This is a genomic window from Streptococcus oralis (genome assembly GCF_021497945.1).
In the GTDB taxonomy this organism is placed as follows: domain Bacteria; phylum Bacillota; class Bacilli; order Lactobacillales; family Streptococcaceae; genus Streptococcus; species Streptococcus oralis_BR.
Genome location: NZ_CP046524.1, coordinates 1,295,740 through 1,319,590, shown reverse-complemented (window position 1 = coordinate 1,319,590; position 23,851 = coordinate 1,295,740). Strand labels below are relative to the sequence as shown.

Sequence of the window (23,851 nt, the reverse complement as noted above, 5' to 3'; positions counted from 1 at the left end):
AAAAGATTCTCAACTTTTTTACATGTAATAAACAATCGCGATATATTGAAGTGCAGACGCAGCTAGGATAAAGAGATGCCAAATCATGTGGAAATAAGGTTTTTTCTTAGCGTAAAATCCAGCTCCAACTGTATAACAAAGTCCGCCAGTTACCATGAGACTCCAGAAAATTGGCGTTGTTTGACTAATGATGGCAGGAATGATAGCCAGAACCAACCAGCCCATAATCAGGTAAAGGGCAAGGCTGAATTTCTCATTGACCTTTTTAGCGAAGATTTTATAGAGGATGCCAAAGATGGTCGTTCCCCACTGAATGGCAATGATCAGATAGCCAAACCAGTTATTCATCAAAGTCAAGACGACCGGCGTATAAGAGCCTGCAATAGCCACGTAAATCATAGAATGGTCGATGATTCGCAAGACGTATTTGTGGGTCGAACCATAGGCCATAGAGTGGTAAATGGTTGACGAGAGGAACATGAGAAAGAGACTGATAACAAAGATAGAAACGCCAAAAGATGATAAAAATCCATGTGCTTCATAACTATAGGTGGATGAAATAGGGAGTAAGATGAGCATGATAACGGCACCCACAGCATGGGTCACGCTATTAGCAATTTCCTCTCCAAAACTGAGTTTTTTACTGAGTTTTAGACTGGTATTCATTGGATTTCCTCCTCTTCTTTGATAAGGATTAAGTCTAGAGTTTGATGATAGAGTTTAACCGTTTGACAGCTAGTTTGGATAATAGGATTCTTTGGATCAATCCCATGGTTCATGTAGTCTACAAAAGCGTCGTAGAGCTGGTCTGAGTTCGCTTGAGTTTGTAGAGTATTAAGTGTTTGAGCGATTTCTTGGATCGAAAAGACAGACTTGAGAGTGGTGATGGCAATCAAACGTGCAATCTGTTTGCGTTGGTATTTTTTCTTATCCGGCTTTGTCAGGTAACCATGTTTGACATAGTTATTGACCATGGATGCTGTTAGCCCCTTGTCCTTATCTGGAGAGATAGGGGCGCAGACTTGATTGACATAAAGTAAAACCTGATCCAGATAGAGGTCAATGTTTGGAATGTCTTCCCATTTTGGGTAGGAAAAGTTAGAATTCATTTCCAACTCCTTTTTATCTAGTTTTGATAACTAGATTATAAAATAATAAAAAACAAAAGTCAAGTTTCAACTGCTTGTAGAAAGCTTTAAATTATGCTATGATGAGAGAAAATAGTTAGAAATGAGGGGAAGAGATGGAGATTCGTTTAGCTTTTCCAAACGAAGTTGATGCGATTATGCAGGTGATGGAGGATGCCAAAAAGTGCTTAGCCAAGTCTGGTAGCGACCAGTGGCAAAATGGCTATCCAAATACCGACATCATTATTGATGATATTATCTCTGGTCAAGCCTATGTGGCCTTGGAAGAGGGAGAATTGTTAGCCTATGCTGCTGTGACCAAGAGCTCAGAGAAAGCCTATGAAGCCATTTATGAAGGAAGTTGGCAGGGGGGAGAATCAGAATATCTGGTCTTTCACCGTATCGCTGTGGCAGCAGATGTCCAAGGACAAGGTGTTGCTCAGACTTTCCTAGAAGGCTTGATTGAAGGTTTTGATTATCTAGATTTTCGTTCAGATACACATGAAGAAAATAAGGCCATGCAGCATATTTTTGAAAAGCTAGGATTTCAGCAGGTCGGAAAAGTTCCAGTTGATGGGGAACGCTTGGCCTATCAGAAATTAAAAAAATGAAGCAGAAAAAGTACGCAAAAATGCTCTACCCGTCGCCAATTGGAACCTTATCCTTAGTTGCTGACGAGCAATATCTGTATGGAATTTGGGTACAGGACCAAACTCATTTTGAGAGGGGGATAGATGCTGACATGGAAGTAGTTACAGAACATCCTGTCCTTGATCAAGTTATTTCCTATTTAGATACTTATTTTAAGGGACGTGCTCAAGATTTGTCTTCCTTGCCTTTGGCTCCCATTGGAACGGATTTTGAAAAGCGAGTCTGGGCTTACTTACAGGTCATTCCTTATGGTCAGACAGTGACTTACGGACAAATAGCGCAGGACCTGCAAGTAGCTTCTGCCCAAGCGATTGGAGGAGCAGTGGGGCGCAATCCTTGGTCCATACTTGTTCCCTGTCATCGGGTGCTGGGGTCAGGCAATCGCTTGACAGGCTATGCATCTGGAGTCGAAAAGAAAGCCTGGCTCTTGCAACATGAAGGTGCAGCATTTCAAGAAAATAAAAAATAGAAAGAAAAGAAGATGTTAGAATTTATCGAATACCCAAAATGTTCAACTTGTAAGAAAGCAAAAAATGAATTGGATAAACTTGGACTGGAATACCAAGATGTCCACATCGTAGAAGAAACACCAAGTGAAGACGTGATTTTGAACTGGTTAGAAACTTCTGGTTTTGAAGTGAAACAATTTTTCAATACTAGCGGGATCAAATACCGTGAACTGGGCTTGAAAGATAAGGTGGGAAGTTTGTCAAAACAAGAAGCAGCCAAGCTTCTAGCGAGTGATGGCATGTTATTGAAACGTCCAATTCTGGTGGAAAACGGTTCTGTTAAACAAATCGGCTATAGAAAAACCTATGAGGACTTAGGTTTGAGATAGTTTTTATTTATCTCCTTGATAGGTAAAATATATAGCCTCCCTGTTTTAAAGTGTGATAAACTAGAAGATAGACAAAGTCTGATCAGCCCGTAGCAAATAATTTGCTTGCGAGCAGAAGTATGATAGAATGAATCATTATCAGGAGAGGATGTTTTTATGACTGTTACAACATTTTTAGCATCAGATTGGTACCAAAGTTTGATGCAACTCATTCCGGATGGTAAGCTCTTTAGTTTGCGTTCGGTCTTTGATGGAATTCCAAGGATTGTCCAACAACTGCCTACAACCTTGATGTTGACGCTTGGAGGTGCACTCTTTGGTTTGCTACTTGCCCTGATTTTTGCCATTGTAAAGATCAATCGTGTTAAGATTCTATATCCCTTGCAGGCCTTTTTCGTCAGTTTCTTAAAAGGTACCCCAATCCTAGTTCAACTTATGTTGACCTACTACGGGATACCTTTAGCGCTGAAAGCTATCAACCAACAATGGGGAACTGGTCTCAATATCAATGCGATTCCAGCAGCGCTTTTTGCGATTGTGGCCTTTGCTTTTAATGAGGCGGCTTATGCAAGTGAAACGATTCGTGCAGCCATCCTTTCTGTTAATCCCGGTGAAATTGAGGCGGCGCGTAGTCTGGGTATGACTCGTGCTCAAGTTTATCGTCGCGTGATTATTCCAGATGCGGCGGTAGTTGCGACACCGACTTTGATTAACTCTCTTATCGGTTTGACCAAGGGAACTTCTCTAGCCTTTAGTGCGGGGGTTGTGGAAGTCTTTGCCCAGGCTCAAATTTTGGGTGGAGCAGATTATCGTTACTTTGAGCGTTTCATCTCCGTAGCCCTTGTTTATTGGGTAGTCAATATCGGAATTGAAAGCCTCGGCCGTTTCATCGAGAGAAAAATGGCTATCTCAGCACCGGATACAGTGTCTACAGATGTGAAAGGAGACCTTCGTTAATGATTAAGATTTCGAATTTAAGCAAATCCTTTTCAGGACAGACTGTCTTGGATCATCTGGACTTGGATATTCAAAAAGGTGAGGTAGTGGCCTTGATTGGTTCATCTGGAGCTGGGAAGTCAACCTTTCTTCGTAGTTTGAACTACCTTGAAACTCCAGATAGTGGAACGATTCAGATTGACAATTTTAAAGTTGATTTTTCTCAGATTAGCCAAGAAGAGATCCTAACCCTTCGTCGCAAGTTATCTATGGTTTTCCAACAGTTTAATTTATTTGAACGCCGAACTGCTCTTGACAATGTCAAGGAAGGTTTGGTTGTTGTTAAAAAATTATCGGACGATGAAGCAACAAAAATCGCTAAGAAAGAGTTGGCCAAGGTTGGTCTTTCTGATCGTGAAAACCATTATCCTCGCCATTTATCAGGTGGACAAAAGCAACGGGTTGCCTTAGCGCGTGCGCTTGCTATGAAACCAGATGTCTTGCTACTAGACGAACCCACTTCAGCTCTTGACCCAGAACTGGTCGGCGAAGTAGAGAAGTCTATTGCAGACGCCGCTAAGTCTGGTCAGACCATGATTTTGGTCAGTCACGACATGTCTTTTGTAGCCCAAGTGGCAGACAAGATTTTGTTCCTAGATAAGGGGAAAATCATCGAGTCCGGCACACCGGATGAAATCATCAATCATCCAAAAGAAGAACGGACAAAAGAATTTTTTGCTAGTTACAAACGGACTTATATTTGATATAATAGAAAAAGGAAAACTCAGTTAGTTGGACTAGCTGAGTTTACTCTTTAAAAAAGATAGAAACGAGAGAGATCATGCTGCTGCAACTGTTTTCTTTATATTTCGAGAGTTTGATCTTAACGACCATCCTGGTTATGATTTTTCTGGGGATTTGGATTGGATTGAGGGCCATGTCTGGTGTGGACAAGACGGCCAAAGCTCGCCAAGCACATCTCTATGATATGATTATGATTGGAGTTTTGGTCGTTCCGGTGTTATCCTTTGCCGTCATGAGTTTGCTCTTGGTTTTCAAGGCATAATCCTTGCGCGACTAGCAAGAATGAGTTAGAATAAAGATAGTTACAACAAGAAAGAAGGAATCGAAATGTACGATACGATTATTATCGGTGCTGGACCTGCGGGAATGACCGCTGCCTTATATGCTGCTCGCAGTAATCTGAAAGTGGCTTTGATTGAAGGTGGTCTGCCAGGCGGGCAAATGAATAATACATCTGATATTGAAAACTATCCAGGTTATGCCAACATCAGTGGACCTGAATTGGCTGAAAAGATGTTTGAACCACTTGAAAACCTTGGAGTGGAGCATCTTTATGGCTATGTTGAAAATATTGAAGACAAGGGTGACTTTAAGAAGGTAATCACTGATGATCAAGTTTACGAAACCCGTACTGTCATTGTAGCAACTGGTTCTAAACACCGTCTTTTGGGAGTTACCGGAGAAGAAGAACTGAACAGTCGAGGTGTTTCTTACTGTGCGGTCTGTGATGGAGCTTTCTTCCGTGATCAAGACTTGCTCGTAGTTGGTGGTGGAGATTCAGCGGTAGAAGAAGCTCTCTTCTTGACTCGCTTTGCCAAGTCCGTCACTATTGTTCACCGTCGAGATGAACTTCGTGCCCAAAAGGTTTTGCAAGACCGTGCTTTTGCAAATGAGAAAGTCAACTTTATCTGGGATTCTGTTGTCAAGGAAATCAAAGGTGAAAACCGAGTAGAATCTGTCGTATTTGAAAATGTAAAAACGGGTCAAGTGACAGAGCAAGCCTTCGGTGGTGTCTTTATCTATGTCGGTTTGGATCCTGTTAGCGATTTTGTTAAAGAGTTGAATATTCAAGACCAGGCAGGCTGGATTGTGACAGATAATCACATGAAAACTGCCGTTGACGGTATCTTTGCAGTTGGAGATGTTCGCCAGAAAGACCTTCGCCAAGTAACAACAGCAGTTGGTGATGGGGCGATTGCTGGTCAAGAAGCCTATAAATTTATCACAGAACATGGTTAAGCAAAAAAGTTTCCAATCAACTTGATTGGAAACTTTTTTATAGTCGGTTTCGGAAAACTTCGTACATGAGAATGGCTGCAGCAACACTGGCATTGAGACTTTGAACATGTCCATTCATGGGAATGGTAATCATCTCATCGACCTGTTTTTTGATGTTGCTAGAGATGCCTTTTCCTTCATTTCCGATGATGAGGGCGATTTTCCCTTTTGTATTCCACTTGTGGCAAGGAGTGCCGTTCATATCCGTTCCAAAGGTCCAGAATCCTTCATCCTTGAGTTTTTCTAGGGTTTGACTGAGGTTGGTCACTCGGGCAATCGGTACATGCTCAATAGCACCTGTGGCCGTTTTGGCAACGACAGGAGTCACTCCGACAGCACGGTGCTTGGGAATGATGACACCTGAAACATTGGTCGCATCAGCAGTTCTTAAGATAGAACCTAGATTATGGGGGTCAGTTAGACCATCCAGAATCAATAGAAGTGGATTTTCCTCTTGACGTGTTTTTGCAAGGATGTGATCCAACTCGCTATAGGCAAATTCGGACACTCGTAAAACAAAACCTTGGTGGACAGCACCTTCGGTCATTTCAGAGAGGGATTTTTTTGAAGTCCAAGAAATGGATACCTTCTTTTCTGTAGCCAGTTCCTTGATTTTTTCAACATTTTTGCCTCTGAGATCATCTTGGAGGTAGAGTTTGTTTCCTGTATTTGCAAGGAGGGCTTCTGTAACGGCGTGGACGCCATAGACAATATCATTTGTTTTCATGCCTCTATTATAACACAAAACCCCGTCTTGCAACGGGATTTTATTTATTCGAGGATGAGGAGTCCGTCTTTGACGGCAAAGGGATCTTTTTCGTTGATACGATCGTAAAACATGATTCCGTTTAGATGATCAATTTCATGTTGGACAACGATAGAGTTGTATCCTTTGAGCTTGATACGGTGTTTTTCTCCGTCCTTGTCAAAGTAATCAACAGTGACGCGGGCATGACGAACAACATAGCCTGGAACTACACGGTCGACAGATAGGCACCCTTCTCCTTCACCGAGGGCAGCGTCTTGAACAGAGTGAGATACGATTTTTGGATTGTACATAATAGCTTGCAGATCGTAGGCTTCCTGTGGAGTCTCACCTTCTTCTACAATATTTGGCACTAAAACAGCGATAATGCGTTTTGAGATATCTAACTGAGGAGCAGCCAATCCAACCCCACCGCGGAGCCCCATCTTTTCAGCCATAACAGGATCCTGAGAATGTTTGAGGAATTGCATCATCTTTTCTCCAAGGATGATTTCCTGGTCAGACAGTGGGAAAGTGACCTCCTCAGCAACTGCGCGAAGAGTCGGATTCCCCTCGCGGATAATATCGTTCATATTAATTAAATGAGCAGCTTTTGTAATACGTTCTATAGCAGACATTTTCTCTCCTTTCATTACCTCTACATGATAACACAAAATAGACGATAAAGAAAGTCACAGAAGTTCCTAAAAAATAATATAATAAACGGTATTCCCCTTTTATCTGTGATATAATAAAAGAAAAGGCTTGCAGTAAAAGCAAGGGGGGAATAAAGATGGAAAAGCGACAAGATAGACGGTCTCATGGTCCTATTTTTGGATTGTTGAAGAGTGGTATTGGTTTCTTTCGGAATTATAAATCTTGGACAAATGCCCAATTTATTACGGTGTTACTACTTGCAGTTACCTTGTCTATGGGATTGAACTTGTTGGCCCAAGCAGTACAAGGGAACAAGGGAACAAGTCCGAGTGGTCAAACTCTTGATTCTGCTCAGACGTCTGGTCAATCCAAGGAAAATCAGTCTGATGAAACGACAGCCCGTATCATGGCAAATGGTGACCTTCTCTACCATATTCCTATCTACCGAACAGCTCTGAAAGAAGACGGTAGCTACGATTTCTACGAAAATTTTGAATATGTAAAACCATGGCTCAAGCAAGCGGACTTAGTGCTTGGTGACTTTGAAGGAACGGTGAACAAGGATCACTATTTGGCAGGTTATCCTCTCTTTAATGCACCTGGTGAAGTGATGGATGCGATCAAGGATGCAGGCTATCAAGTTCTAGACTTGGCTCACAATCACATCTTGGATTCTCAGATAGAGGGAGTGGTTTCGACAGCAGAAGCTATCGAAAAGGCAGGAATGACACCCATAGGAGTCTACACACATGAATCCCGTGACCAAGCTCCACTAGTTATCAAGGAAGTCAATGGTATCAAGGTAGCTCTCCTAGCCTATTCTTACGGTTTTAATGGCATTGAGCAGTATATCTCTCAAGAGGACTATAATCGCTATCTTTCTGACCTGAATGAAGATAAGATGAAGGCGGAAATCGAACGAGCTGAGCAAGAGGCGGATATTACTGTCATCATGCCTCAGATGGGAATTGAGTACCAGCTAGAACCGACGGAAGAACAGAAAACACTGTACCACAAGATGATTGACTGGGGAGCTGATATTATCTTTGGAGGGCACCCTCACGTCGTTGAACCTGCTGAGACAGTTGAAAAAGATGGTGACAAAAAATTGATTATCTATTCCATGGGAAATTTCCTCTCAAATCAACGCATTGAAACCATGCAAGACGAGGAAAATGCCAAGTGGACGGAGCGCGGTGTTCTCATGGATGTGACCATTAAGAAAAAAGATGGCAAGACTAGGATTGAAACTGCCAAAGCGCATCCTACTTGGGTCAATCGAACACCCAAAGGGACTTACTCTCCAGAAGGTTATCCGCTCTTCCTCTATCAGACCTATATCCTAGAGGACTTCATCGAGGGAGGCAGTTACCGTGACAAGTTGGACGAGGCGACCAAGGAACGCATTGACACGGCCTATAAAGAAATGAATGAACATGTGGGATTGAAGTGGTAGGTGCTCACCCTAAAGGAGATATGATGACGATTAAATTAATTGCAACAGACATGGATGGAACCTTGCTAGACTCGAGGGGGCAGCTGGATCTGCCCCGCTTGGAAAAGATTTTAGATCAGCTAGATCAAAGGGATATCCGTTTTGTCATTGCGACGGGGAATGAAATCCATCGTATGAGAGAACTATTGGGACACTTGGCTGAACGAGTAGTCCTAGTAGTTGCCAATGGGGCGCGAATTTTTGAAAACAATAAACTGATTCAAGCTCAGACCTGGGATGATGCTATGGTTGACAAGGCTTTAGTTCATTTTAAGGGGAGAGAGTGCCGAGATCAGTTTGTCGTAACTGGTATGAATGGTGGTTTTGTCAAGGAAGGCACTGTTTTTACAGAACTTGATAAATTTATGACTCCAGAGATGATTGAAAGACTCTATCAACGAATGAATTTTGTGGAAGATTTTCAATCAGACCTCTTTGGTGGAGTGCTTAAAATGAGTATGGTCGTCGGTGAAGAACGTTCTAGTTCTGTTTTGCAAGAAATTAATGACCTCTTTGATGGCCGTGTAAGAGCCGTTTCTAGCGGTTATGGGTGCATTGACATCCTACAGGCTGGTGTTCACAAGGCCTGGGGATTGGAAGAATTACTCAAGCGCTGGAATTTGAAATCTGAACAAATCATGGCTTTTGGTGATAGTGAAAACGATGCCGAAATGTTAGAACTGGCTGGGATTGCCTATGCTATGGAAAATGCTGATGATGAGGCCAAGGCAGTTGCGACTGCCCTAGCTCCAGCCAACAGCCAGGCGGGTGTTTATCAGGTCCTAGAAAATTGGTTAGAGAAAGAGGGATAAGGTGGCAGTACAGTTGTTAGAAAATTGGCTCCTAAAAGAGCAGGCAAAGATTCAAACCAAGTATTGCGAATTGAATCAAGTCTCTGTCTTAGAGCCAGATATCATCTTTATTGGTGATTCGATAGTGGAGTATTACCCTCTGCAAGAGTTACTCGGGACTGCAAAGACGATTGTCAATCGTGGCATCCGAGGCTACCAGACGAGACTGTTATTAGAGAATTTGGATGCCCATCTTTATGGTGATGCTGTGGATCAAATTGTTCTCCTAATTGGGACAAATGATATCGGAAAAGATGTCCCTATGAATGAAGCCTTGGATAATCTTGAGCGTGTGATTCAATCGATTTCTCGGGATTATCCGCTGTCACAAATAAAACTCATTTCCATTCCGCCAGTCAATGAAGGAAAAGAATACAAGCAGACTGTTTATATCCGAACCAATGAAAAGATTAGAGAATGGAATCAAGCCTATGAGACTCTGGCATCTGCCTATATGCAGGTGGATTTTGTGCCGATTTATGATAGTTTGACAGACTCAGAAGGACAACTTAAATCAGCCTATACAACAGATGGCCTCCATCTAAGTGTGGCAGGTTATCAAGCCTTGTCAGATGCTTTGAAAATGTATCTTTTCTAAAGAAACGCCTTGATTTTGCATTTTTTATGAAGATAGGTTATAATGGTTCTATCGTCTTTTGGGGTCGTTACGGATTCGACAGGCATTATGAGGCATATTTTGCAACCCGTGTGGCGACGTAAACGCTCAGTTAAATATAACTGCAAAAAATAACACTTCTTACGCTCTAGCTGCCTAAAAAACAGCAGGCGTGACCCGATTTGGATTGCTCGTGTTCAATGACAGGTCTTATTATTAGCGAGATACGATCAAGCCTTGTCTAGTGGTTTGATAAGAGATTGATAGACTCGCAGTTCCTAGGCTTGAGTTATGTGTCGAGGAGCTGTTAAAACAATACATAACCTATGGTTGTAGACAAATATGTTGGCAGGTGTTTGGACGTGGGTTCGACTCCCACCGGCTCCATTATTTCTTTGCATTCTTTTGCATTCCTTGGTAAAACGTTGTTAAATCAACGTTTTTTATTTTTGTCTTTGGTATTCCTTGGCAGTCTTTTGTAAAAAAAGGATACAACATTTTTGTCGTATCCTAGAAATCTATATCCTTTTGTTTTATGAAATCATATAGTGTTTGTATTATTTGATTTTTAAATGCTTGCGATAAAAAAACTGCACCGAAATGCAGTTTTGGTTTTTCTACGGAAGACATGGGATTCGAACCCACGCACGCTGTTACACGCCTACCGCGTTTCCAACACGGCCTCTTAAGCCTCTTGAGTAATCTTCCAATACTTACTCAAATAGTCTACCATAAAGCCACTTATCTTGCAATAAAAATTTTGGAAATAAGAAAAAATGATAGAATTTGAAAGAAAATGATAAAAAATGCTTGACTTTGCCAGAAATTGTGCTAGAATAATTAGTGTAAACGATAACAGGAGGTGGTTTGGTGTTAAAAACTGAGCGGAAGCAACTGATTTTAGAGGAGTTAAATCAACATCATGTAGTTTCCCTAGAAAAATTGGTTAGTCTATTAGAAACATCAGAATCGACAGTACGAAGAGATTTGGATGAGTTGGAGGCGGAAAACAAGCTTCGCCGTGTGCATGGTGGAGCAGAATTGCCCCACTCCTTGCAGGAAGAAGAAACCATCCAAGAAAAATCTGTCAAAAACCTTCAAGAGAAGAAGCTACTGGCTCAAAAAGCCGCCTCTCTTATTAAGGAACAAGATGTTATCTTTATTGATGCTGGAACGACAACTGCCTTTTTAATCAAGGAATTGGTTAATAAGAATATCACAGTTGTGACCAACTCCATTCATCATGCGGTTCAGTTGGTTGAAAAACAGATTCCAACTGTCATGGTTGGAGGAAGTGTCAAGATGGCAACAGATGCATGTATCGGTGGTGTTGCTCTTAACCAAATCAATCAATTGCACTTTGACCGTGCCTTTATCGGGATGAATGGTGTAGACGATGGTTATTATACGACTCCTGATATGGAGGAGGGAGCTGTTAAGCGTGCTATTATAGAGAATGCCAAACAAACCTATGTCTTGGTTGATTCGTCTAAGATTGGACAAACTTGCTTTGCCAAGGTAGCACCACTTAAACGCGCCATTGTTATTACAAGTCAAGGGCATGAGCTCTTGCAGGCTATTAAGAAGAAAACGGAGGTAATAGAAGTATGATTTATACAGTCACACTCAATCCATCCATTGACTATATCGTGCGCTTGGACCAAGTCCAAGTCGGTAGTGTCAATCGTATGGACAGTGATGATAAGTTTGCTGGTGGGAAAGGAATCAATGTCAGTCGTGTCTTGAAACGCTTGGGTATTCCAAATACAGCGACTGGATTTATCGGAGGTTTTACTGGTAAATTTATCACAGATACTCTGGTAGAGGAAGAAATCGAAACACGTTTTGTCCAAGTAACAGAAGATACTCGCATCAATGTTAAAATCAAAGCAGACCAAGAAACAGAAATCAATGGAACGGGTCCAAATGTGGAACCGGCTCAGCTAGAAGAATTGAAAGCTATTTTGTCTAGTCTGACAGCAGATGATACGGTTGTGTTTGCGGGTTCGAGTGCTAAGAACCTGGGCAATGTTATCTATAAGGATTTGATTGCATTGACACGCCAGACTGGTGCGCAAGTGGTTTGTGACTTTGAAGGACAAACCTTGATTGATAGTTTAGACTACCAGCCACTTTTGGTTAAACCAAACAATCACGAACTTGGAGCTATCTTTGGAGTGAAACTCGAAAGTTTAGATGAAATCGAGAAATATGCTCGAGAATTGCTGGCTAGAGGTGCTCAAAACGTTATCATCTCTATGGCTGGGGACGGTGCCCTTCTTGTCACATCCGAGGGAGCTTACTTCGCTAAACCAATCAAGGGAACAGTGAAAAATTCAGTCGGGGCTGGTGACTCTATGGTTGCTGGGTTTACAGGTGAATTTGTCAAATCTAAAGATGCAGTAGAAGCCTTCAAGTGGGGAGTGGCTTGTGGAACAGCAACCACCTTCTCGGATGATTTGGCAACAGCGGAATTTATTAAAGAAACATATGAAAAAGTTGAGGTAGAAAAACGATGAAAATTCAAGACCTATTGAGAAAAGATGTCATGTTGCTGGATTTGCAAGCAACTGAAAAAACAGCAGCTATCGAAGAAATGATTCATAGCTTGGTAGATCATGGTTATGTGACAAATTTTGAAACCTTTAAAGAAGGAATTTTAGCGCGTGAAGCTCTCACTTCCACTGGTTTGGGTGATGGAATCGCTATGCCTCACAGCAAAAACTCTGCTGTCAAAGAAGCAACGGTTCTTTTTGCCAAGTCAAACAAGGGTGTTGACTACGAAAGCTTGGATGGGCAACCAACTGACCTCTTCTTCATGATTGCAGCTCCAGAAGGTGCTAATGACACTCACTTGGCAGCCTTGGCAGAATTGTCTCAATACTTGATGAAAGATGGTTTCGCTGACAAACTTCGCCAAGTAACATCTGCAGATCAAGTTATCGAACTATTTAACCAAGCTTCAGAAAAAGCTGAGGAGCCTGTTCAAGCACTTGCTAATGACTCTGGCGACTTTATCGTAGCTGTTACAGCTTGTACGACAGGTATTGCCCACACATACATGGCTCAAGAAGCCCTTCAAAAAGTGGCTGCTGAAATGGGTGTTGGTATCAAGGTTGAAACCAATGGTGCTAGCGGTGTTGGGAACCAATTGACTGCGGAAGACATCCGCAAGGCTAAAGCTGTTATCATCGCAGCAGACAAGGCAGTAGAAATGGATCGTTTTGATGGTAAACCATTGATCAACCGTCCAGTTGCAGACGGTATCCGTAAGACAGAAGAGCTGATCAACTTGGCTCTTTCTGGAGATGCCGAAGTTTATCGTGCTGCTAATGGAGCAAAAGCTACAGCAGCATCTAATGAAAAACAAAGTATCGGTGGTGCTTTCTACAAACACTTGATGAGTGGTGTATCTCAAATGTTACCATTCGTTATCGGTGGTGGTATCATGATTGCTCTTGCTTTCTTAATCGACGGAGCTTTTGGTGTACCACAAGATAGTCTTGGCAATCTCGGATCCTACCATGAGCTAGCTTCCATGTTCATGAAAATCGGTGGAGCGGCCTTTGGCTTGATGCTTCCAGTCTTTGCAGGATATGTAGCCTACTCTATCGCTGAAAAACCAGGTTTGGTAGCTGGTTTTGTGGCTGGTGCTATTGCCAAAGAAGGTTTTGCCTTTGGTAAAATCCCTTATGCCGCGGGTGGTGAAGCAACTTCAACTCTTGCAGGTGTGTCATCTGGTTTCCTAGGTGCCCTTGTTGGTGGATTTATCGCAGGTGCTTTAGTTCTTGCCATCAAGAAATACGTTAAAGTTCCTCGCTCACTTGAAGGGGCTAAATCAATTCTTCTCTTGCCACTTCTTGGAACAATCTTAACGGGATTTGTTATGTTGGCTGTCAATATTCCAATGGCAGCAATCAACACTGCTATGAATGACTTCCTAGGCGGTCTTGGAGGAGGTTCAGCTGTCCTTCTTGGTATCGTTCTTGGAGGCATGATGGCTGTTGACATGGGTGGACCTGTTAATAAAGCAGCCTATGTCTTTGGTACAGGTACGCTTGCAGCGACTGTTTCTTCAGGTGGTTCTGTAGCTATGGCAGCAGTTATGGCTGGAGGAATGGTGCCACCACTTGCCATCTTCGTCGCAACTCTTCTCTTTAAAGATAAATTTACCAAAGAAGAACGCAACTCTGGTTTGACAAACATCATCATGGGCTTGTCATTTATCACCGAGGGAGCAATTCCGTTTGGTGCAGCAGACCCGGCTCGTGCGATCCCTAGCTTCATCCTTGGTTCAGCAGTAGCAGGCGGACTCGTTGGTCTTGCAGGTATCAAACTCATGGCACCACACGGAGGAATCTTCGTCATCGCCCTTACTTCAAATGCCCTTCTTTACCTTGCCTTTGTATTGGTTGGAGCAATTGTAAGTGGTGTGGTTTATGGTTACCTACGCAAACCACAAGCATAAAAAGTATTAGAATAGAAAGATTGTTACCATTTGGTGCAATCTTTTTCTCTATTCGAAATGGCTGTGAAATATGGTATAATAAAAGAATGGCAAACAAGAATACTATAAAAACAAGACGGAGACCGTCTAAAGCAGAACTCGAAAGAAAACAGGCTATCCAGAGGATGTTGATTTCTTTAGGAATTGCCTTATTGTTGATTATTGCAGCCCTCAAACTCGGTGCAGCAGGTGTTACTCTTTACAATCTCATTCGACTGGTGGTTGGAAGTTTGGCCTATGTGGCCATAGGTGGCCTCCTCATCTATCTTTTTCTTTTTAAATGGATACGCAAGAAAGAGGGGCTTCTGTCAGGATTTCTCTGTATCTTTGCTGGCTTACTCTTAATTTTTGAGGCCTATCTTGTCTGGAAATTTGGCTTGGAGCAGTCAGTTCTAAAAGGGACCTTGGCTCAAGTTATGACGGACCTGACTGGTATCCGGGTGACTAGCTTTGCTGGTGGAGGCCTGCTAGGTGTTGGACTCTATATCCCCATAGCCTTTCTTTTTTCAAATATCGGCTCTTACTTTATTGGTGTTCTCTTGATTCTGGTTGGGGCTCTCTTGATCAGTCCTTGGTCTATTTATGATGTTGCAGCCTTTATTGGGGCTCAGTTCAGATCGTTTATAGAAAAACAGGAACAGAGAAAACAGGAACGCTTCATCAAGAGAGAAGAAGAGAAGGCTCGTCAAGAAGCTGAAGAAGCAGCAAGAATCAAGAGAGAACAAGAAGAACAGGATGCATTACCGCTTCCTCCTGTAGATCCTGAAACGGGAGAAATCTTATCTGAAGTACCAGAATACGACTTCCCACCAATTCCTGAGGAAGAATGGATCGAACCGGAGATTATCCTCCCTCAAGCTGATTTTGACGTTCCAGATGTGGAAGAAGACTTTGAGGATGAAGAGGTGCAGGTTGATTTTTCTGCCAAGGAAGCCCTCGAATACAAGCTACCAAGCTTGCAACTCTTTGCGCCAGATAAACCCAAAGATCAGTCCAAGGAAAAGAAGATTGTTCGAGAAAATATCAAAATCCTAGAAGAAACCTTTGCTAGTTTTGGTATCAAGGTGACGGTTGAACGAGCTGAAATTGGACCATCAGTAACCAAGTATGAAGTCAAGCCAGCAGTTGGTGTACGGGTTAATCGCATTTCCAATCTGGCAGATGACCTAGCGCTAGCTCTAGCTGCCAAGGATGTTCGGATTGAAGCTCCGATCCCTGGGAAATCCTTAGTTGGAATTGAAGTGCCCAACTCTGAGATTGCGACTGTTTCCTTCCGTGAACTCTGGGAACAGTCTCAGACTAAACCAGAAAATCTCCTCGAAATTCCTCTAGGTAAGGCTGTCAATGGAACTGCTCGCACCTTTGACCTTTCCAAGATGCCCCACCTACTCGTTGCAGGTTCGACGGGATCTGGTAAGTCAGTCGCAGTTAACGGTATTATCGCGAGCATTCTGATGAAAGCAAGACCCGACCAGGTCAAGTTTATGATGGTCGATCCTAAGATGGTTGAGTTATCGGTTTACAATGACATTCCTCATCTCTTGATTCCAGTTGTGACCAATCCACGCAAGGCCAGCAAGGCCCTGCAAAAGGTTGTGGATGAGATGGAAAACCGTTATGAACTCTTTGCTAAGGTTGGCGTGCGAAATATCGCTGGTTACAATGCTAAGGTCGAGGAATTCAATGCCCAGTCTGAGTACAAACAAGTACCACTGCCTTTGATTGTTGTCATTGTGGATGAGTTGGCAGACCTCATGATGGTGGCTAGCAAGGAAGTGGAAGATGCCATCATTCGTCTTGGACAGAAGGCGCGTGCCGCGGGGATTCACATGATTCTCGCAACGCAACGTCCATCCGTTGATGTTATCTCTGGTCTTATCAAGGCCAATGTTCCATCTCGTGTGGCTTTTGCAGTTTCATCAGGTACAGATTCACGAACCATCTTGGATGAAAATGGCGCTGAAAAACTGCTTGGTCGAGGAGACATGCTCTTTAAACCAATCGATGAAAATCACCCAGTCCGTCTGCAAGGATCCTTTATCTCGGATGATGATGTTGAACGCATCGTAAACTTCATCAAGGCTCAGGCGGATGCGGACTACGATGAGAGTTTTGACCCAGGTGAGGTTTCTGAAAATGAAGGAGAATTTTCAGATGGTGAAGCTGGTGGCGATCCGCTTTTTGAAGAAGCTAAGGCTCTGGTTATCGAGACGCAGAAAGCCAGTGCTTCGATGATTCAGCGTCGTTTGTCGGTTGGATTTAACCGTGCGACCCGCCTTATGGAAGAACTCGAAATGGCGGGTGTTATCGGTCCAGCTGAAGGAACCAAACCACGAAAAGTATTGCAACAATAAAAAATAGCTTCTTTCCAAAGCTGGAAGGAAGCTATTTTTGTGATTACTGGTTCGTTTTAGTTTCAGAACTCGTCGTATTTGACTGTGTACCGTTATCGCTTGTTTCTTTATTTGTAGCGGGTGTAGAAGAGTCCTGAGTTGTTGTTTTCTGCTCTTCATTTTTCTCCTCTTTCTTGTTGGATTGAGAAGTTTCTTCTTGCGGGGTACTTTCTTTAGTAGAAGTGTTGTCCTTGTTAGGTGTAGTATTTTCCTGAGGGGATTCCTTTTGAATTTCCTTGACAACAGTTGTTTGGGTTGTCGTCGGTTCTTTTTTGTTGTTTTTGTTATTATCCATAGCGTTCATAATGGTGATAGTAGCGGTGATTAGACCAAGGATACTACCGATGGTAGCAATCGTTTTTTGAAAGACAGTAAACCCCTTTTTGATATGTTCAGTTTTTGGTTTTGAAGTTCTATGATAGTTAGACATGATACTCTCCTTTAATTATGATTTATTATACCTCATTTCTTTAAAAAAATCTTAAAAAAAGAGGACTTGCCCTTTCTTGTCGCAAGCTTCGTTTCATGATACAATAGAGGGAGTGATTTTAGAAAGCGTGAAAAAACATGATTTACTTTGATAATTCGGCAACAACCAAGCCCTATTCTGAAGCCCTTGAAACCTATATGCAGGTCGCTTCAAAAATTGTAGGAAATCCATCTAGTCTCCATCGTTTGGGAGATCAGGCAACACGAATTTTAGATGCTTCCCGTCAGCAAATTGCGGATTTGATTGGTAAGAAAAGTGACGAAATCTTCTTTACCTCTGGTGGAACAGAAGGAGATAACTGGGTCATTAAAGGTGTAGCCTTTGAAAAAGCCCAGTTTGGCAAGCACATCATCGTATCAGCCATTGAACATCCAGCAGTTAAGGAATCAGCCCTCTGGCTGAAAAGTCAAGGGTTTGAGGTGGATTTTGCTCCAGTTGATGAGAAAGGGTTTGTGGATGTTGAGGCACTAGCGAATTTGATACGACCTGATACGACGCTTGTTTCAGTCATGGCTGTGAACAATGAAATCGGCTCTATCCAGCCCATTGAAGCTATTTCAAAACTTTTGGCAGACAAGCCGACCATTTCCTTCCACGTGGATGCAGTCCAAGCTCTTGCCAAGATTCCGACAGAAGAGTATTTAACGGATCGGGTGGATTTTGCAACCTTCTCAAGTCATAAGTTTCATGGTGTTCGAGGAGTTGGCTTTGTCTATATCAAGTCTGGCAAGAAGATTGCTCCTCTTTTGACAGGTGGTGGTCAAGAGCGCGATTATCGCTCGACAACTGAAAATGTGGCAGGGATTGCAGCGACTGCCAAGGCTCTCCGTTTGTCTATAGAAAAGCTGGATATCTTTACTAGTAAGACAGGGCAGATGAAGGAAGTTATTCGCCAAGCTCTTTTAGATTATCCAGACATTTTAGTCTTTTCAGACGAGGAAGACTTTGCCCCTCATATCCTGACTTTTGGAATCAAGGGTGTTCGAGGTGAAGTCATTGTTCACGCTTTTGAGGAATATGATATTTTTATTTCCACAACCTCTGCTTGTTCGTCCAAGGCTGGAAAACCCGCAGGTACCTTGATTGCCATGGGAGTGGACAAGGATAAAGCCCAGTCAGCTGTTCGCCTAAGCCTAGACCTTGAAAATGATATGAGTCAGGTCGAGCAGTTTTTGACCAAGCTAAAATTGATTTACAATCAAACTAGAAAAGTAAGATAGGAGCATTCATGCAGTATTCAGAAATTATGATTCGCTACGGAGAGCTATCAACAAAAGGCAAAAACCGTATGCGTTTCATCCATAAACTTCGCAATAACATTTCGGACGTTTTGTCCATCTATCCCCAAGTTAAGGTAACCGCTGATCGCGACCGTGCCCACGTTTACCTGAATGGAGCCGATTACACAGCAGTTGCAGAATCACTCAAACAAGTCTTCGGGATTCAAAACTTTTCTCCCGTTTATAAGGTCGAAAAATCTGTTGCGACGCTTAAGGCTGCTGTCCAAGAGATTATGCAGGACATCTACAAGGAGGGCATGACCTTTAAAATCTCTAGTAGACGTAGTGACCACAACTTTGAACTCGACAGTCGTGAACTCAACCAAACGCTTGGTGAAGCTGTTTTCGACGTAATCCCAACTATTCAAGCCCAGATGAAAAATCCTGATATCACTCTTCAAGTGGAGATTCGTGAGGAGGCGGCCTATCTTTCCTATGAAACTATTCGGGGAGCAGGTGGTTTGCCAGTGGGTACTTCTGGTAAGGGAATGCTCATGTTGTCAGGAGGGATTGACTCACCTGTAGCAGGTTATCTAGCCCTTAAACGTGGGGTGGATATTGAAGCCGTTCACTTTGCCAGCCCACCATACACTAGTCCTGGAGCTCTCAAGAAGGCCCAAGATTTGACCCGTAAATTGACCAAGTTTGGTGGCAATATCCAGTTTATCGAAGTTCCTTTCACAGAGATTCAAGAAGAAATCAAGGCAAAGGCGCCAGAAGCCTATCTCATGACTTTGACACGTCGTTTTATGATGCGGATTACTGACCGTATCCGTGAGGTGAGAAAGGGTCTGGTCATCATCAATGGTGAGAGTCTAGGTCAAGTAGCGAGCCAGACCTTGGAAAGTATGCAGGCTATCAACGCTGTGACCAACACTCCCATCATCCGCCCTGTGGTCACTATGGACAAGTTGGAAATCATTGACATCGCTCAGGAAATCGATACCTTTGAAATTTCTATCCAGCCGTTTGAGGACTGCTGTACTATTTTTGCGCCTGATCGTCCTAAGACCAATCCTAAGATAGAGAATGCTGAGAAGTATGAAAAATGGATGGATGTTGAAGGTTTGGTTGAGCGAGCAGTGGCTGGAATTATGATTACTAAGATCACGCCTCAGGCTGAAAAAGATGCTGTCGATGAGTTAATTGACAACCTCCTCTAATCAGAAAAACCAGAAGAATTTAGAATATTAAATGAAAAAAGTTAGTTATTTATCCTTAAAATGGACAATTACTGACTTTTTTTCTATTTTTATGGTATAATAAGATAAAATTTTGAATATAGAGAGTTTTCTGACAATGAATCATTCCTACTTTTATTTAAAAATGAAAGAACACAAACTTAAGGTGCCTTATACTGGAAAAGAGCGTCGTGTGCGTGTTCTTCTTCCTAAGGATTATGAGAAAGATACAGACAGTTTTTACCCTGTTGTTTACTTTCATGACGGGCAAAATGTCTTTTACAGCAAGGAGTCTTTCATTGGTCATTCATGGAAGATTATTCCGGCTATTAAGCGGAATCCTGACATCAGTCGCATGATTGTGGTTGCCATTGACAATGATGGTTTGGGGCGGATGCATGAGTACGCAGCTTGGAAGTTTCAAGAATCTCCTATTCCAGGTCAACAGTTTGGCGGTAAGGGCGTGGAGTATGCCGAGTTTGTCATGGAGGTGGTTAAGCCCTTTATCGATGAGACCTACCGTACCAAAGCTGATCGCCAGCATACGGCCATGATTGGTTCGTCACTAGGAGGCAATATTACCCAGTTTATCGGACTAGAGTACCAAGAGAGAATTGGTTGTCTAGGAGTCTTTTCATCTGCCAACTGGCTCCACCAAGAAGCCTTTAACCGCTACATCGAGCGTAAGAAATTGTCGCCTGATCAGCGCATTTTCATTTATGTAGGAACAGAAGAAGCAGACGATACGGACAAGACCTTGATGGCTGGCAATATCAAGCAAGCCTATATCGACTCATCGCTTCGCTATTACTATGATTTGATTGCAGGTGGAGTAGGCTTGGATAATCTTGTCTTAAAAGTTCAGTCTGGTGCCATCCATAGTGAGATTCCATGGTCGGAAAATTTACCAGACTGTCTCCGATTTTTTGCAGAGAAATGGTAAGTTAAGAAAGGAGAAAGCCAATGCATATTGAAAACCTCAGCCACTGGAGTGGTCACCTCAACCGCGAAATGTACCTCAACCGTTATGGACATGCTGGGATTCCAGTTGTTGTTTTTGCTTCATCTGGAGGTAGTCACAACGAATATTATGATTTTGGTATGATTGATGCTTGCGCTTCCTTTATCGAAGAGGGTCGGGTGCAGTTCTTTACGCTATCCAGTGTTGACAGTGAGAGCTGGTTGGCTACTTGGAAAAATGGTCATGACCAGGCGGAGATGCATCGCGCCTACGAACGCTATGTGATTGAGGAAGCCATTCCTTTTATCAAGCACAAGACAGGTTGGTTTGATGGCATGATGACGACCGGTTGCTCTATGGGAGCCTATCATGCCCTCAATTTCTTTCTCCAGCATCCAGATGTCTTTACCAAGGTGATTGCTCTCAGCGGTGTCTACGATGCACGATTCTTTGTTGGTGATTATTACAATGACGACGCCATTTATCAAAACTCACCAGTTGACTATATCTGGAACCAGAATGATAGTTGGTTTATTGATCGCTACCGTCAGGCAGAAATTATAGTTTGTACCGGTCTTGGGGCTTGGGAGCACGATGGTTTGCCATCCTACTACAAACTCAAAGAAGCTTTTGACCAGAAACAAATCCCTGCTTGGTTTGCAGAGTGGGGATATGATGTCGCTCATGACTGGGATTGGTGGCGCAAACAAATGCCCCACTTCCTCGGTCATCTGTATCTATAAAAGGAGTTGCCTATGAATTACCTTGTTATCTCCCCCTACTATCCACAAAATTTTCAACAGTTTACAATTGAGTTAGCAAATAAGGGAATCACGGTGCTGGGTATCGGTCAAGAACCCTACGAACAATTGGATGAGCCCTTGCGCAATAGCCTGACCGAGTACTTCCGAGTAAATGATCTTGAAAATTTGGATGAAGTCAAACGTGCAGTTGCCTTTCTTATTTACAAGCACGGACCAATTGACCGTATCGAGTCTCACAATGAATATTGGTTAGAGCTGGATGCAGCCCTTCGTGAGCAATTCAATGTCTGTGGTGCTAAACCCGATGACCTCAAAAAGACCAAGTTTAAGTCTGAAATGAAAAAACATTTCCAAAAGGCAGGAGTACCTGTTGTTCCGGGAGCCGTGATTAAGACAGAAACCGATGTAGCTCAGGCTGTGGAGGAGATCGGTTTACCATTGATTGCCAAACCAGACAACGGTGTGGGAGCAGCAGCAACCTTTAAACTTGAAAACCAAACAGATGTGGACCGTTTTAAGGCAGAATGGGACCATTCAACCGTCTATTTCTTTGAAAAATTTGTCACTTCTAGCGAAATCTGTACCTTTGATGGACTAGTGGACAAGGATGGCAATATTGTCTTTTCGACAACTTTCAACTATGCCCACACACCACTGGATCTCATGCTTTACAAGATGGACAATGCTTATTATGTTCTCAAGGATATGGATCCAAAATTGCGTAAGTATGGTGAAGCCATTGTCAAAGAATTTGGCATGAAGGAACGTTTCTTCCATATCGAATTCTTCCGCGAAGGAGACGATTATATTGCCATTGAGTACAATAACCGTCCTGCGGGTGGCTTTACGATTGATGTTTACAATTATGCCCACTCTTTTGACCTCTACCGAGGTTATGCGGCTATCGTAGCAGGAGAGCCGTTCCCTGGTTCATATTTTGAACCCCTCTATTGCTTGGCGACTGCTCGGCGTTTAAGTTCTCATTATGTTTACTCAGAAGAGGAGTTACTAGCTAAATACCAAGGAGGTTTTAAGGCTAAGAAAATCATGCCAGCAGCCTTTGCAGAGTTACAAGGAGATATTCTCTATATGTTGACAACTCCAAGTCGTGAGGAGCTGGATCAGATGTTAGCAGACTTTGGTCAACGTCAGGAGTAACGAAAAGGATGAAAGAAGTTTGACTTCTTTTGTCCTTTTCTTAAAGATAAGTTAAATAAAGCGTTTTCCAGAGATTCTTTTAGAAAATCGGTTGCGAAAAGGCCTAAAAATTGATAGAATAAGGATTGTCTAAAAAAAATTAAGGAGAATCTATCAAATGGATTTTACATGGGCTATTAAATATGCCACTGAATTTTTGGGAACTGCTATTTTGATCATTCTTGGAAATGGTGCAGTTGCCAACGTTGAACTTAAAGGTACGAAAGGTCACCAAAGTGGCTGGCTTGTTATCGCTGTTGGTTATGGTATGGGGGTTATGATCCCGGCCTTGATGTTCGGTAACGTTTCTGGTAACCACATCAACCCAGCTTTCACTCTTGGACTTGCTGTTAGCGGACTTTTCTCTTGGGATCAAGTACCATTTTACATTCTAGCACAAGTTTTGGGGGCAATTTTTGGTCAAGCTTTGGTTGTAGCGACTCACCGTCCATACTACTTGAAAACAGAAAACCCAAACAATATCTTGGGTACTTTCTCAACGATTTCAAGCATTGACCACGGTACAAAAGAATCACGTTTTGCAGCTACTGTTAACGGCTTCCTAAATGAGTTTGTAGGTTCATTTGTTCTTTTCTTTGCAGCGCTTGGTTTGACTAAAAACTTCTTCGGTGCTGAGGTTCTTCAATACATGAAACAAATGGCTACTCAAGCTGGTCAAACTGTTGACTTAAGTGAATTGGCAGTAAAAGCTCAAGTAGCACCACACACAGCTGCTGGACTTTCAGTTGCTCACTTGGCACTTGGTTTCCTAGTGATGGCCTTGGTAACTTCACTTGGTGGACCTACTGGACCTGGTTTGAATCCGGCTCGTGACTTCGGACCACGTCTTCTTCACGAACTCCTTCCAAAATCAGTTCTTGGTCAACACAAGGGTGATTCAAAATGGTGGTATGCATGGGTTCCAGTTGTAGCACCAATCGCAGCTGGTATTGCAGCAGTAGCAGTCTTTAAACTACTTTACCTATAATAAAATGAAACTGGGGAACCCCAGTTTTTTTATCGGAAATTTTTGTAAAAAATTCTAGAATTTAAGTGGAATAGCTTGTAAAAAATCCTAAA

General features: G+C 42.6%; 25 protein-coding genes, 1 tRNA gene and 1 other RNA gene. 21 read left to right on the top strand and 6 right to left on the bottom strand.

Annotated elements, in window-relative coordinates:
- Positions 1-18: 18 nt before the first annotated feature.
- The gene (gene trhA, locus GOM47_RS06735) at positions 19-666 is read right to left on the bottom strand and encodes a PAQR family membrane homeostasis protein TrhA (protein WP_001097972.1); all 648 of its coding nucleotides are present in this window, start codon (positions 664-666) and stop codon (positions 19-21) included.
- Positions 663-1,109, bottom strand: coding sequence for a DUF1836 domain-containing protein (locus GOM47_RS06730; RefSeq protein WP_235080279.1), 447 nt, complete (start codon positions 1,107-1,109; stop codon positions 663-665). Before GOM47_RS06730 ends, trhA begins: the two co-directional genes overlap by 4 nt.
- A 134-nt stretch (positions 1,110-1,243) precedes the next feature.
- Between GOM47_RS06730 and GOM47_RS06725 the strand changes: the two genes are divergently transcribed.
- The 7 genes from GOM47_RS06725 (at position 1,244) to trxB (ending at position 5,595) form a co-directional block, all read left to right on the top strand.
- Positions 1,244-1,738: a GNAT family N-acetyltransferase gene (locus tag GOM47_RS06725; protein WP_235080278.1), complete on the top strand. Its 495-nt coding sequence runs from the start codon at positions 1,244-1,246 to the stop codon at positions 1,736-1,738.
- On the top strand, positions 1,735-2,247 hold the full coding sequence (locus tag GOM47_RS06720; RefSeq protein WP_235080277.1) for a methylated-DNA--[protein]-cysteine S-methyltransferase: 513 nt from the start codon (positions 1,735-1,737) through the stop codon (positions 2,245-2,247). The genes GOM47_RS06725 and GOM47_RS06720 overlap by 4 nt, the downstream gene beginning before the upstream one ends.
- Before the next feature lie 12 nt (positions 2,248-2,259).
- Positions 2,260-2,616 carry an arsenate reductase family protein gene (locus GOM47_RS06715; RefSeq protein WP_235080276.1) on the top strand — a complete coding sequence of 119 codons (357 nt, stop codon included), beginning with the start codon at positions 2,260-2,262 and terminating at the stop codon, positions 2,614-2,616.
- Positions 2,617-2,772: 156 nt separating this feature from the next.
- Positions 2,773-3,573, top strand: a complete 801-nt coding sequence (locus GOM47_RS06710) for an amino acid ABC transporter permease (protein WP_235080275.1) — start codon at positions 2,773-2,775, stop codon at positions 3,571-3,573.
- Positions 3,573-4,316, top strand: a complete 744-nt coding sequence (locus GOM47_RS06705) for an amino acid ABC transporter ATP-binding protein (RefSeq protein WP_235080274.1) — start codon at positions 3,573-3,575, stop codon at positions 4,314-4,316. Before GOM47_RS06710 ends, GOM47_RS06705 begins: the two co-directional genes overlap by 1 nt.
- A gap of 77 nt (positions 4,317-4,393) precedes the next feature.
- The gene (locus GOM47_RS06700) at positions 4,394-4,618 is read left to right on the top strand and encodes a DUF4059 family protein (RefSeq protein ID WP_235080273.1); all 225 of its coding nucleotides are present in this window, start codon (positions 4,394-4,396) and stop codon (positions 4,616-4,618) included.
- A 65-nt stretch (positions 4,619-4,683) separates the two neighbouring features.
- Complete coding sequence (gene trxB, locus GOM47_RS06695) at positions 4,684-5,595, top strand: thioredoxin-disulfide reductase (RefSeq protein WP_235080272.1); 912 nt, start codon at positions 4,684-4,686, stop codon at positions 5,593-5,595.
- 37 nt (positions 5,596-5,632) lie between these two features.
- Here trxB and rlmB read toward each other — a convergent pair whose 3' ends face one another.
- Together rlmB and def are read right to left on the bottom strand one after the other, a co-directional pair.
- Positions 5,633-6,361 carry a 23S rRNA (guanosine(2251)-2'-O)-methyltransferase RlmB gene (rlmB, locus tag GOM47_RS06690; protein ID WP_000855723.1) on the bottom strand — a complete coding sequence of 243 codons (729 nt, stop codon included), beginning with the start codon at positions 6,359-6,361 and terminating at the stop codon, positions 5,633-5,635.
- A gap of 44 nt (positions 6,362-6,405) precedes the next feature.
- The gene (gene def / locus GOM47_RS06685) at positions 6,406-7,017 is read right to left on the bottom strand and encodes a peptide deformylase (RefSeq protein WP_235080271.1); all 612 of its coding nucleotides are present in this window, start codon (positions 7,015-7,017) and stop codon (positions 6,406-6,408) included.
- A gap of 155 nt (positions 7,018-7,172) precedes the next feature.
- Here def and GOM47_RS06680 point away from each other — a divergent pair, with 155 nt between their 5' ends.
- From GOM47_RS06680 to ssrA, 4 genes are all read left to right on the top strand, one after another.
- A complete protein-coding gene (locus GOM47_RS06680) occupies positions 7,173-8,492 on the top strand; it encodes a CapA family protein (protein WP_235080270.1) in 1,320 nt (439 codons plus the stop codon).
- A 23-nt stretch (positions 8,493-8,515) separates the two neighbouring features.
- A complete protein-coding gene (locus GOM47_RS06675; RefSeq protein WP_235080269.1) occupies positions 8,516-9,343 on the top strand; it encodes a Cof-type HAD-IIB family hydrolase in 828 nt (275 codons plus the stop codon).
- 1 nt (position 9,344) lies between these two features.
- Complete coding sequence (locus GOM47_RS06670; RefSeq protein WP_235080268.1) at positions 9,345-9,980, top strand: SGNH/GDSL hydrolase family protein; 636 nt, start codon at positions 9,345-9,347, stop codon at positions 9,978-9,980.
- Between the two features lie 60 nt (positions 9,981-10,040).
- Positions 10,041-10,388: a transfer-messenger RNA gene (ssrA, locus tag GOM47_RS06665) on the top strand.
- A 230-nt stretch (positions 10,389-10,618) separates the two neighbouring features.
- Here ssrA and GOM47_RS06660 read toward each other — a convergent pair.
- Positions 10,619-10,706, bottom strand: a tRNA-Ser gene (locus tag GOM47_RS06660).
- Between the two features lie 162 nt (positions 10,707-10,868).
- On the opposite strand from GOM47_RS06660, the gene GOM47_RS06655 reads away from it, so the two are divergent.
- From GOM47_RS06655 to GOM47_RS06640, 4 genes are all read left to right on the top strand, one after another.
- Entirely contained in the window at positions 10,869-11,609 is a 741-nt protein-coding gene (locus GOM47_RS06655) for a DeoR/GlpR family DNA-binding transcription regulator (RefSeq protein ID WP_235080267.1), read from the top strand.
- Positions 11,606-12,517: a 1-phosphofructokinase gene (gene pfkB, locus GOM47_RS06650; protein WP_235080266.1), complete on the top strand. Its 912-nt coding sequence runs from the start codon at positions 11,606-11,608 to the stop codon at positions 12,515-12,517. The genes GOM47_RS06655 and pfkB overlap by 4 nt, the downstream gene beginning before the upstream one ends.
- A complete protein-coding gene (locus GOM47_RS06645; RefSeq protein ID WP_235080265.1) occupies positions 12,514-14,466 on the top strand; it encodes a fructose-specific PTS transporter subunit EIIC in 1,953 nt (650 codons plus the stop codon). Before pfkB ends, GOM47_RS06645 begins: the two co-directional genes overlap by 4 nt.
- An 86-nt stretch (positions 14,467-14,552) precedes the next feature.
- Entirely contained in the window at positions 14,553-16,859 is a 2,307-nt protein-coding gene (locus GOM47_RS06640) for a DNA translocase FtsK (RefSeq protein WP_235080264.1), read from the top strand.
- Positions 16,860-16,902: 43 nt separating this feature from the next.
- Here the strand turns inward: GOM47_RS06640 and GOM47_RS06635 are convergent, their stop codons facing one another.
- Positions 16,903-17,328: a DUF6556 family protein gene (locus GOM47_RS06635; RefSeq protein WP_235080263.1), complete on the bottom strand. Its 426-nt coding sequence runs from the start codon at positions 17,326-17,328 to the stop codon at positions 16,903-16,905.
- A 137-nt stretch (positions 17,329-17,465) separates the two neighbouring features.
- Between GOM47_RS06635 and GOM47_RS06630 the strand changes: the two genes are divergently transcribed.
- The 6 genes from GOM47_RS06630 (at position 17,466) to gla (ending at position 23,759) form a co-directional block, all read left to right on the top strand.
- Positions 17,466-18,608: a cysteine desulfurase family protein gene (locus GOM47_RS06630; RefSeq protein ID WP_235080262.1), complete on the top strand. Its 1,143-nt coding sequence runs from the start codon at positions 17,466-17,468 to the stop codon at positions 18,606-18,608.
- 8 nt (positions 18,609-18,616) lie between these two features.
- Positions 18,617-19,831, top strand: coding sequence for a tRNA uracil 4-sulfurtransferase ThiI (gene thiI / locus GOM47_RS06625; RefSeq protein ID WP_235080261.1), 1,215 nt, complete (start codon positions 18,617-18,619; stop codon positions 19,829-19,831).
- A gap of 136 nt (positions 19,832-19,967) precedes the next feature.
- Positions 19,968-20,792, top strand: coding sequence for an alpha/beta hydrolase (locus GOM47_RS06620; protein ID WP_235080260.1), 825 nt, complete (start codon positions 19,968-19,970; stop codon positions 20,790-20,792).
- A 20-nt stretch (positions 20,793-20,812) separates the two neighbouring features.
- Entirely contained in the window at positions 20,813-21,553 is a 741-nt protein-coding gene (locus tag GOM47_RS06615) for an esterase family protein (protein ID WP_235080259.1), read from the top strand.
- 12 nt (positions 21,554-21,565) lie between these two features.
- Entirely contained in the window at positions 21,566-22,732 is a 1,167-nt protein-coding gene (locus GOM47_RS06610) for an ATP-grasp domain-containing protein (RefSeq protein WP_235080258.1), read from the top strand.
- 157 nt (positions 22,733-22,889) lie between these two features.
- Positions 22,890-23,759 (top strand): aquaglyceroporin Gla, encoded by an 870-nt coding sequence (gla, locus tag GOM47_RS06605; RefSeq protein ID WP_084973918.1) that lies wholly within the window; start codon positions 22,890-22,892, stop codon positions 23,757-23,759.
- The last annotated feature ends 92 nt before the right edge of the window (positions 23,760-23,851 follow it).